Source organism: Nonomuraea sp. NPDC049421 (assembly GCF_040677005.1).
Taxonomy (GTDB): Bacteria; Actinomycetota; Actinomycetes; order Streptosporangiales; family Streptosporangiaceae; genus Nonomuraea; species Nonomuraea salmonea.
In genome coordinates, this window is the sequence record NZ_JBFAQA010000046.1 from 64,752 (window position 1) to 73,317 (window position 8,566).

At 71.4% G+C, this 8,566-nt stretch carries 8 protein-coding genes; all 8 read right to left on the minus strand.

Going from position 1 to position 8,566, the window contains the following annotated elements; genetic code table 11:
• Positions 1 to 7: 7 nt before the first annotated feature.
• A complete protein-coding gene (locus tag AB0K18_RS46950) occupies positions 8 to 2,560 on the minus strand; it encodes a phenylalanine--tRNA ligase subunit beta (RefSeq protein ID WP_364928646.1) in 2,553 nt (850 codons plus the stop codon).
• Positions 2,560 to 3,600 (minus strand): phenylalanine--tRNA ligase subunit alpha, encoded by a 1,041-nt coding sequence (gene pheS / locus AB0K18_RS46955; RefSeq protein ID WP_364557688.1) that lies wholly within the window; start codon positions 3,598 to 3,600, stop codon positions 2,560 to 2,562. Before pheS ends, AB0K18_RS46950 begins: the two co-directional genes overlap by 1 nt.
• A gap of 131 nt (positions 3,601 to 3,731) precedes the next feature.
• Positions 3,732 to 4,823 (minus strand): ATP-binding protein, encoded by a 1,092-nt coding sequence (locus AB0K18_RS46960; RefSeq protein WP_364928649.1) that lies wholly within the window; start codon positions 4,821 to 4,823, stop codon positions 3,732 to 3,734.
• Between the two features lie 49 nt (positions 4,824 to 4,872).
• On the minus strand, positions 4,873 to 5,676 hold the full coding sequence (locus tag AB0K18_RS46965) for an RNA methyltransferase (protein ID WP_364928658.1): 804 nt from the start codon (positions 5,674 to 5,676) through the stop codon (positions 4,873 to 4,875).
• 103 nt (positions 5,677 to 5,779) lie between these two features.
• Positions 5,780 to 6,163 carry a 50S ribosomal protein L20 gene (rplT, locus tag AB0K18_RS46970; RefSeq protein ID WP_345386295.1) on the minus strand — a complete coding sequence of 128 codons (384 nt, stop codon included), beginning with the start codon at positions 6,161 to 6,163 and terminating at the stop codon, positions 5,780 to 5,782.
• A gap of 24 nt (positions 6,164 to 6,187) precedes the next feature.
• Positions 6,188 to 6,382, minus strand: coding sequence for a 50S ribosomal protein L35 (gene rpmI, locus AB0K18_RS46975; RefSeq protein WP_043622108.1), 195 nt, complete (start codon positions 6,380 to 6,382; stop codon positions 6,188 to 6,190).
• A gap of 121 nt (positions 6,383 to 6,503) precedes the next feature.
• The gene (infC, locus tag AB0K18_RS46980; RefSeq protein ID WP_364116687.1) at positions 6,504 to 7,091 is read right to left on the minus strand and encodes a translation initiation factor IF-3; all 588 of its coding nucleotides are present in this window, start codon (positions 7,089 to 7,091) and stop codon (positions 6,504 to 6,506) included.
• A gap of 400 nt (positions 7,092 to 7,491) precedes the next feature.
• Positions 7,492 to 8,331, minus strand: a complete 840-nt coding sequence (locus AB0K18_RS46985) for a shikimate dehydrogenase (RefSeq protein ID WP_364928652.1) — start codon at positions 8,329 to 8,331, stop codon at positions 7,492 to 7,494.
• Between the last annotated feature and the right edge of the window lie 235 nt (positions 8,332 to 8,566).

The window sequence follows — 8,566 nt, forward strand, 5'->3', positions numbered from 1 at the left end:
AGACGGGTCAGCCGCGGAGCTGGGCGCCCACCCGGTCGGCGGCCATGGCCACCGCCGCGTCGCGGGCCGCCGTCGTCTCCTCGACGGTCAGCGTACGGTCGGCCGCGCGGAACCGCATCGAGTAGGCGAGCGACTTGTTCCCCTCGCCCACCTGCTCACCCGCGTAGACGTCGAACAGCCTGATCGACTCCAGCAGCTCCCCAGCCCCGTCGCGCAGCGCCGCCTCGACGTCGGCGACCGGCGTGAAGTCGGGCACGATCAGCGCGACGTCCTGGGTGGCCACCGGGTAGGCGGACACGGCGGGCGTGTCGACAGGCCCCGGCATGGCCGCCTCCAGCCGCGACAGCTCCAGCTCCATCGCCGCGGTGCGGGCCGGCAGCCCGTACGCCTCGATGACCCGCGGGTGCAGCTCACCGGCGTGCCCCACCAGCGTGTCGCCCACGTAGAGGGCGGCGCACCGGCCGGGATGCCACGGCTCGTGCTGGTCGGCGCTGATGGACAGCTCGAGCCGCGCCTCGGCGGCGACCAGCCGGGCCGCCTGCACGGCGTCGGCCCACGAGGCCGCCCGCCCGGCGCCCCACCAGCCGGACCGCTCGAACTCGCCGGCCAGCACGACCGCGACCCGCAGCGGCTGGTCGGGCAGCGCCGACTCGATGGTGGCCAGCTCGTCGGCGGTGGGCCGCCGCTCGACGCCGAGCACGGGAGCGACCTCGGACGCGTCCTCGCGGGGCCGGTAGACGGCGCCGGACTCGAACAGGGCGACGTCGGTGAAGCCGCGCCCGACGTTGCGTACGAGGGTCTTCAGCAGCCCCGGCAGCAGCGTCGTCCGCATCAGCGGCTCGTCCTCCGACAGCGGGTTGGCCAGCCGCGCGGCGCGGCGGCGCGCGTCCTCGGCGGGCAGCTGCATGCGGTCGAAGTCGTCGGGGCTGATGAACGGGTAGCTGAGCACCTCGACGTAGCCGCCTTCGGCCAGCGCCCGCCCGACCCGCCGGCGCAGCCGCTGGCCCTCGGTGAGCCCGGCGCCGGCCGGGGCGGAGGGCAGCACCGACGGGAGGTTCTGGTAGCCCTCCAGCCGGATGACCTCTTCGGCCAGGTCGTTGGGGTCGGTCAGGTCGGGCCGCCAGGACGGCGGGGTCACGGTGATCATGTCGTCGCCGGTGACGGCCAGTCTGGCGGCCAGCTCGCCGCCGGTCACCACGCCGGTCGGGGCGACGCCGCCCTGCCGCACGGCCGGGTCGGCGCCGTCGGTGACGACGCAGCCGACCTGCTGCAGGCGGGTGACCACGGTCTCCTTGGAGTAGGGGACGCCGGCCACCAGGCCCGGATAGTCGGCGGGGATCGCGATGCGCGCCGGCGACACCTCGACCTCGGCGTGCGTGACGCCGGGCTGCGCGGTGGCGCCGCCCAGCTCGGCCAGCAGCCGCACGGCCCGCCACGAGGCGACGAGCGGCAGCTCACGGTCGACGCCGCGTTCGAACCGCTTGGACGCCTCGGAGACCAGCCCGTGCCGCCGGGACTCGCGGGAGATGCCGGTGGCGGAGAAGTGGGCGGCCTCGATGACGATGTCGGTGGAGGAGCCGGAGATCTCGGTCTCCAGGCCGCCCATGGTGCCGGCCATGGAGATCGGCCCCGACTGGTCGGTGATGAGGATGTCGTCGGGGTCGAGGTCGCGTACGACGTGGTCGAGCGTCTCCAGCCGCTCGCCCGCCGCGGCCCTGCGGACGACGATCTCGCCGGTGAGCTTGCCGCGGTCGAAGGCGTGCAGCGGCTGCCCGAGCTCCAGCATCAGGTAGTTGGTGATGTCGACGGCCAGCGAGACCGGGCGCATGCCGGCCCGGTGCAGGCGTACGCGCATCCACAGCGGCGTCTGCGCCTCCGGGTCGAAGCCGTGCGCCTCGCGCAGCACGAACCGGTCGCAGGCGCTCGGGTCGGCGATGGAGGCCGGCCACGACGGCGCGGTCTCGGCGGGCACCTCGACGTCGGCGGGGTCGCGGAAGGCCACCCCGAACGCCGTGGCCGCCTCGCGCGCCACGCCGCGGATCGACAGCGCGTAGCCGATGTCGGGGGTGATCTCCAGCTCGATCACGTCGTCGCGCAGCCCGAGCAGCTCGACCACGTCGGTGCCGATGGGCGTGCCCTCGGGCAGCACCATGATGCCGCTGTGGTCGTCGCCCAGCCCCAGCTCGCGCTCGGAGCAGATCATGCCCTCGGACATCCGCCCGTACGTCTTGCGCGCCCCGACCTCGAACCCGCCGGGCAGCACGCCGCCGGGCAGCACGACGGGCACCCGGTCGCCGGCGGCGAAGTTCGTGGCACCGCAGACGATCTCGCGCGGCGTCGCCTCGCCCACCTCGACCTTGCAGTGCCTGATCGGCTTCTTGAAGCCGGTCAGCTCTTCGACCTCGAGCACCTCGCCGACGACGACGTTCTTGACGTCGTGGCCGTGCGAGGTGATCGACTCGAGCTTGAGCCCGGCGGCCGTGAGCTTGTCGGCCACCTCGTGGGCGGTGACCGCCGGGAGATCGACATACTCCCGCAGCCAGGAAAGCGGGACCCTCATCAGATCTCCATTCCGAACGGGAGCGTGAAGCGCACGTCTCCCTCGACCATGTCACGCATGTCCTCGGCGTTGTGGCGGAACATCAGCGTCCGCTCGATGCCCATGCCGAAGGCGAACCCGGAGTAACGCGACGGGTCGACGCCGCACGCGATGAGCACGCGCGGGTTGACCATGCCGCAGCCGCCCCACTCGATCCAGCCCTCCGACTTGCAGGTGCGGCAGGGCGGGTTGCCGGGCACCGCGGAGGCGCCGCGGCAGACGAAGCACTTGAGGTCCATCTCGGCGGACGGCTCGGTGAACGGGAAGTAGTTGGGCCGGAACCGCGTCGTGATGCCCTTGCCGAACATCACCTCGGCGAACCGGTCGAGCGTGCCCTTGAGGTGGGCCATGGTCAGGCCCTCGTCGACGGCCAGGCCCTCGGTCTGGTGGAAGACCGGGGTGTGGGTGGCGTCGAGCTCGTCGGTGCGGAACGTCTTGCCCGGCGAGATGACGTAGACCGGCAGCTCGCGCTGGAGCAGCGCCCTGATCTGCACCGGCGAGGTCTGCGTGCGCAGCACCATGCCGGAGTCGGTGGAGCCGACGAAGAACGTGTCGTGGTCGGAGCGCGCCGGGTGGTCCTTGGCGATGTTGAGGGCGTCGAAGTTGAACCACTCGCCTTCGAGCTCGGGCCCCTCGGCCACTTCGTAGCCCATGGCGACGAAGGCGTCGGCGATGCGCTCCTGCAGCGTGGTGAGCGGGTGGCGGGCGCCGCGCGGCCGGCGGTCCCACGGCAGGGTGACGTCGACGGCCTCCTCGATGAGGACGCGGGCGTCGCGTTCGGCCTCCAGCTCGGCCTGGCGGGCGGCGAGCGCCTCGTTGATGGCCTTGCGGGCCGCGCCGACGCGCTTGCCGGCCTCGGCGCGGGCGGCCGGCGGCAGGGCGCCGATCTCGCGGTTGGCCAGGGCGATGGGCGAGCGGTCACCCGCGTGCGCCAGCCTGGCCTGCTTGAGTGCGTCGAGGTCGCCGGCCGCCTTGATCGCCTCGATGGCGTCGGCCTCCATCCGGGACACCTCGTCGGCATGCAACGGTGTCACCTCGACGGGATCGTAGTCAGACAAGAGTGAGCTCCGTATCCAGGGCTTGAGCGGAAAAGAGTCTAGTGGGACCCGCCCACCGGGCCCGAACGCGGCGACTAGACGCCGGCGAAGTCGGGGGTGCCGGTGGGCAAGGTAAATCGGAACTCAGCCCCGCCCTCGGGCGCGCGCTGCACCGTGATCGTGCCGCCGTGCGCCTCGACCAGGCCCTTGACGATGAACAGGCCGAGCCCCGTGCCGCCCCGGCGGCGGCTGTTGCCGCCCCGCCAGAACTGCCTGAAGACGCGCGGAGCCAGCTCGGGCTCGATGCCCTCGCCCTCGTCGCGCACCGACACGGCCACTCCCCATTCGATGGACTCGATCTCGATCGTCACAGTGCCGCGCCCGTGGCGCAGCGCGTTTTCCACCAGGTTACCCAGGATCTGGTCGATCTTGTCCTGGTCGAGCCACATCTCGGGCAGCTCGTCGTCGGCGATCAGCCGGAAGCGGTTCTCCGGCTCGCCGGCCGCGACCCGGCCCGCGATGAGGCGGCGCGCCCTGGCGGGCAGATCGACGACCTGGCGGCGCACCTCGAGGCGCCCCGACTCGATGCGGGAGACGTCGAGCAGCTCGGTGATGAGCCGGGTGACGCGGTCGGCGTCGTTGTTGACCGTCTCGAGCATGACGAGCTTCTGCTCTTCGGTGAAGCGGGTCCACTTGGCCAGCAGCGTGGCGGTGAACCCCTTGACGCTGGTCAGCGGCGAGCGCAGCTCGTGGGCGACGGTGGAGACCAGGTCGGCGCGGCTGCGCTCCAGCCGGGAGCGGGCGCCGCCGTCACGCAGCGTGATCGCGACCCGCTCGACCTCGCCGCCGCGCTCCGGCTCGCGGACGAGCCTGGCCGCGACGTAGAGCTCCTGCCCGCCGGGCAGGTGCAGCGGCCGCTCGGGCACGCGGGTGCGGTTGCGCAGCCCGCCCTCGGGGTCGAGCGCCTTCCACCAGTCGCGCCCGTCGTGGTCGCGGAACGGGTAGACGTCGTTCATGTGGCGGCCGACGGCGCGCTCGGCCGGGATGCTCGTGAGCCGCGCGGCGGCCCGGTTGACGGCCAGCACGCGCCCATATCGGTCGGTCACGATGAGGCCGTCGGGGAGATCGTCGATGGCTATCGTGCACGCGGCCGCGACTACTCGCCCGTCGGTGTCTGCGCCGTGCACGCCTCGCCTCCTCCGCCTACAACGCCGACAATAGCGGGTTTCCCGTCGCCTAGGGCACCCGCTGCGCCCTGGCCGAGGAGTAAAGGCATACCGCCGCGGCGGTGGCCAGGTTCAGACTTTCAGCCTGTCCGTAGATGGGCACTCTGACCACATCATCCGCTTCGGTGAGTATTTCCTCCGGCAGTCCCCAGGCCTCGTTCCCGAAGATCCACGCCGTCGGTCCGGAGAGATCGACGTCGTCGAGCGTGTGCTTGCCCGCGCCGTCGGCCGCCAGCACGCGCAGGCCCCGCTCCCTCAGTTGACGCACGGCGGAGCCCACCGGTGCACCGATCGTGACGGGAAGATGGAAAAGGCTGCCGACGCTGGCGCGTACGCACTTGCCGTTGTACGGGTCGACCGACGCGTCCGTGAACACCACCGCGTCCGCCCCCGCCGCGTCGGCCGCCCGCATGACGGTCCCCGCGTTGCCGGGATCGCGCACGTGCGCCAGCACCGCCACCAGCCGCGGCTCGCCCGCCAGCGCCTCCTCCAGTGGCACGTGCACCAGCCGGCACACGGCCACCAGCCCCTGCGGCGTCACGGTCTGTGACAGCTCGGACATGACCTCGCCGCTCGCCCGGTGGACGGGAACGCCCTTGAGCGTGGCCTCGGTGATCAGCTCGGGGTGACGCAGCTCGGCCTCGGCCGTGCTGAACAGCTCCAGGGCCACGCCGTCGAGCTTGAGCGCCTCGCGCACCGCCTGCGGCCCCTCGGCCAGGAACTTCCTGTCCTGCTCGCGGAAGGCCCGCTTGGTGAGCCGCCGCGCGGCCTTGACCCGCGGCGATCTCACGTTGGTCAGCTCGGACCCGGCCATCGTCTCCCCCAGTCGTACGGACGCCTGCAGCCACCGGCCCGTGCGTGCAGACAGCAAAGGGCCCACCGTCATCGGTGGGCCCCTCGTTCAAATCAAGCGCGCTTCAGCTCGCGGCCGGAGCGTTCACGTTCGCCGGGAGCGCCTTCTTGGCGGCCTCGACGAGCGTGGCGAAGGTCTGGCTGTCGTTGACCGCGAGGTCGGCCAGGATCTTCCTGTCGACCTCGATGTTGGCCAGGCGCAGACCCTGGATCAGGCGGTTGTAGGTGATGCCGTTCTGCCGGGCCGCGGCGTTGATGCGCTGGATCCACAGACGACGGAACGCGCCCTTGCGGTCCTTGCGGTCCCGGTAGGCGTACGTCATCGAGTGGAGCATCTGCTCCTTGGCCTTGCGGTAGAGCCGCGACCGCTGGCCACGGTAACCGCTCGCCCTGTCGAGGACGACCTTGCGCTTCTTCTTGGCGTTGAGCGCCCGCTTCACGCGTGCCATGTTTCTTCTCCCCGGGGGTTCGCGCTACTTGGCGAGCAGCTTCTTGATCTTCTTGGAATCGGCGTCGGAAAGGACGACCTCGTTCTTGAGACGGCGCGTCAGCGTGGACGACTTCCACTCGTTGTAGTGCGCGCGGTTGGCACGGCGACGCTTGATCTTGCCGGTGCCGGTGAGCCGGAACCGCTTCTTCGCACCGCTGTGCGTCTTCATCTTCGGCATGTCGCCGTCTCTCCTCGTTTCGGTCGTGCCGGTGGCCGGGCCGGTGCGTGTCCGGCCCGGTCGCGGCGTCTTCGTCTGCCGGTGGCTGCTGGGGTGCTGTAAGGCTAACCCCAACTGCGGGTCACGCTTCCGGTGGGGAAGGCTCCTCGCCGCCACGCTGCGCCTTGGCTGCGGCCTTTTCGGCCTTTGCCTCGGCCTTCTTCTTGTGCGGACCGATCACCATGATCATGTTACGGCCGTCCTGCTTGGCGTGGGACTCCACGAAGCCGAGCTCCTGGACGTCGTCCGCCAGCCGCTGCAGCAGCCGGAAGCCGAGCTCCGGCCGGGACTGCTCGCGTCCGCGGAACATGATCGTGACTTTGACCTTGTCCCCCGCCTTGAGGAACCGCACCACGTGACCCTTCTTGGTCTCGTAGTCGTGCGGGTCGATCTTCGGCCGGAGCTTGATCTCCTTGATGATCGTGTGCGCCTGATTCTTGCGCGCCTCGCGCGCCTTCATCGCGGACTCGTACTTGAACTTGCCGTAGTCCATGAGCTTGCACACGGGCGGTCGAGCCGTGGCCGCGACCTCGACGAGGTCGAGGTCGGCCTCCTGGGCGAGCTTCAGCGCGTCATGAATGGAGACGATGCCTACCTGCTCGCCGTTCGGGCCCACGAGGCGAACCTCGGGAACTCGGATACGCTCGTTGATGCGGGGCTCAGTGCTGATGGGGCCTCCTAGGTTTGCGATCCCTACGTGCTCGTCGTATCGGGGCTTCTCACATGAACGCGAAAAGCCCCGCACGTCGCGCATGCGGGGCCACTGAGCTCTTTGGCTTTCGTGGCCTCGAGCTCCCCGGAGTAGTCCGGCGTGATCCTGGACCCGGCCACCTCGCGGCGACTCAGGTGGGAGGGAGACCTCCGCTTGCGCGTCCAGCAAGGCATGCCGGACCGATCAGAGAGCTACATTACCACAACACCGAAGCCCGCTCGAATCATCCCGCGACGCGGGGATTCAGCGGCGGAGCAGCTCACCTCGCCTGCAGCGGGCCTCATTCCCATGCGCGAGCATTCACCGGCGGAGCAGCTCACCTCGCCCGCAGCGAGCATCATTCCCATGGCGCGGGTGTTCAGCGGCGGAGTAGCTCAGCCTCGCCCGCTGCGCGCATGGCCTCGACGGGCACGTCCGTCACGCCGGTCATCAGCTGCACCTGCCGTACCGCCTGGTGCAGCAGCATCTCGAACCCGCCGACCACGATGCCGCCCGCGGTGCGCACGGCCGTCGCCGCGGCGGTCGGCCAGGGCGCGTAGACCACGTCGAACAGGGCCGGCACGCGCGCCAGCCGGCCGGCGAAGGCGTCGGCGGCGCCACTCGGCAGCGTGGAGATCACCAGGTCGACCTCGATGCGGGCGTCGAGCTTGGCGAACGTCTCCACCGCCAGCGCCACGCCCAGCCGCTCGGCCACCGCGGCCGTCTCCCCCGCCCTGGCGGGGTCGCGGACGAGCAGCGTCGCGGAGTAGAGCCCGAGGCCGCGCAGCGCCGCCAGCGCGGAGGCCGCCGTGGCACCGCCGCCCAGCACGGTCGCCGAGCGCGGCGCGGGCACCCCCGCCTCGGCCAGGGCCCGCTCGATGCCGTAGACGTCGGTGTTGTCGCCGTGGCGCCTGCCGTCGCGGAAGACCACCGTGTTGGCGCCGCCGACCTCGACGGCCAGGTCGGAGACCGTGTCGAGCAGGGGCAGCACGGCCCGCTTGAGCGGCATCGTGAGTGACAGCCCCGCCCAGGCGCGGCCGTCGTCGCCGCCCTGTCCGCGTATGGGGGTCAGCTCGGCCAGCAGGCCGGGCAGCCGGGCTTCGTCACACTCGAACGCCTCGTAGCTCCACCCGTCGAGCCCCATCGCCCGGTAGGCGGCCCGGTGCAGGTGGGGCGAGAGCGAATGGCCGATGGGCGACCCCATCACGGCAGCTCGCATCACGCACGTCCTTTCCAACCACGCAGCACCCTACCGCCGCCCACCACGCCACACGGACACGCCACGGGCGCACGGGGAAAACATCCTCAGCCCCACCGACTCACGGCCCACCGGCCGGGGCCCACCCGCTTGCGGCGCATCCGCTTGCGGCGCATCCGCTTGCGGCGCATCCGCTTGCGGCGCATCCGCTTGCGGCGCATCCGCTTGCGGCGCATCCGCTTGCGGCGCATCCGCT